This window comes from Streptomyces sp. NPDC027189, assembly GCF_055566975.1.
Genome location: NZ_JBVHRI010000085.1, coordinates 1 through 1,504, shown reverse-complemented (window position 1 = coordinate 1,504; position 1,504 = coordinate 1). Strand labels below are relative to the sequence as shown.

Here is a 1,504-nt window from a genome sequence, read left to right as displayed (position 1 = left end):
AGGTGGCGGATCTTCGCCTTCACCGACCGGACGGGCCGGTCGGCGATGAAGGTGTAGACGTACCACTTGTTCGTTCCGCGCTTGCGGCGCCACTGAGCTCTTTCCAACCTCGCATGCCAGCTGAGCAGTTGGGATGACAGACAGATGAAGCCCCTGGTAGATGGGTTTTCGACCAAGAGAACCGTCTCCACCAGAGGCTTCGCATGCTTGTCTACCCGTCCGGCGTCGACATATCCAGCTCTGCCCTGCGCTTCCTCGCCGCTCGCCTGAGGGAACACCGCCGCGCTCTCGGAACCCGATGGCGTCGCTTGAACGCAGGCCGACAGGCCCTGCTCACCCTCGCCCACCTGCGCAACGGCCAGCCCTACGCCCAGCTCGCGGCCAGATTCGGGATCGGCACCACCACCGCCTACCGATACATCACCGAGGCCGTCAACCTCCTGGCCGCCCTCGCCCCCCACCCTCACCGATGCCGTACGAGCGGCGTCGACGAAGGCGTACGTGATCCTGGACGGGACACTCCTGCCCATCGACCGAATCGCCGCCGACCGCCCGTTCTACTCGGGCAAACACAAGAAGCACGGCATGAACGTGCAGGTCATAGCCGATCCGAAGGGGCGTCTGATGTGGGCTTCACCAGCCTTGGCCGGCGCCGTCCACGACGTGCGGGCCGCGCGCGAGCACGGCATCATCGAGGCACTCGCCGAGGCTGGCATCACCTGCTGGGCAGACAAGGGCTACCAGGGCGCAGGCGGCACGGTCCGCCTCCCGTACCGCGGCCGATGGGACAGCCTCTCCACCGGCCAGCAGGCCGTCAACCGGTCCCACGCAAAGATCCGTGCACTGGTCGAACAAGCCATCGCCACCCTCAAGTCCTGGCGGATCCTCCGCAAACTCCGCTGCTCGACGACCCGCATCACGAGCCTCGTCCAAGCCGTCCTGGTCCTCCATCTCGCCGCCGCGTGCTGAGATCAACCCGCAGCATTCACCAGGTCCGTCAATTCGGCCTCGGTCGTCCCCGCCCGCAGACGAACGTCGAAGGTGTAACCCTCATCGCAGAACACCAGGTCAAGGTCCATGGGTGTCAGCCCGCGGAAGACGATCGCCAGCCAGATCGCGTCTTCCTCCCAGACGTCCATGTACAGGCAGGTACCGTCCTCGTGCAGATACGCCTCACCTGGGCCGCTCTCCGTCTCGAACTGCCATATGAGGCTGCGCACTTCGCTGCGGTGCATCGAGTCGATCTCGACCCCAGACCACCGGGCACGGATCGCGTCGGTCAGCGCATCCCGATCGATGCGCCATCCGCCCGCATCACCCTCGACCACCGCCAAGAACGTCATAGCCAGGGTCTACCAGATGTCTGTGACACAGCGCCGATCGGCTGTCGCCTGAAGTTGGAATGGGCTCACTGGATGTGAAACCCCAGGAAGTCGAACCCCTCGCTCAGGTGCACCACTTGGGTCTTGGCCGGTGACAGCCGCAGCCCCACCGGTGCGAGAAC

1 protein-coding gene and 1 pseudogene are annotated in these 1,504 nt (G+C 65.2%); one reads left to right on the top strand and one right to left on the bottom strand.

Annotated elements, in window-relative coordinates:
• Positions 1-203: 203 nt before the first annotated feature.
• Positions 204-969, top strand: a pseudogene (locus ACZ4RZ_RS50295) (IS5 family transposase).
• 2 nt (positions 970-971) lie between these two features.
• Here the strand turns inward: ACZ4RZ_RS50295 and ACZ4RZ_RS50290 are convergent.
• On the bottom strand, positions 972-1,343 hold the full coding sequence (locus ACZ4RZ_RS50290; RefSeq protein WP_467754378.1) for a hypothetical protein: 372 nt from the start codon (positions 1,341-1,343) through the stop codon (positions 972-974).
• Positions 1,344-1,504 lie beyond the last annotated feature (161 nt).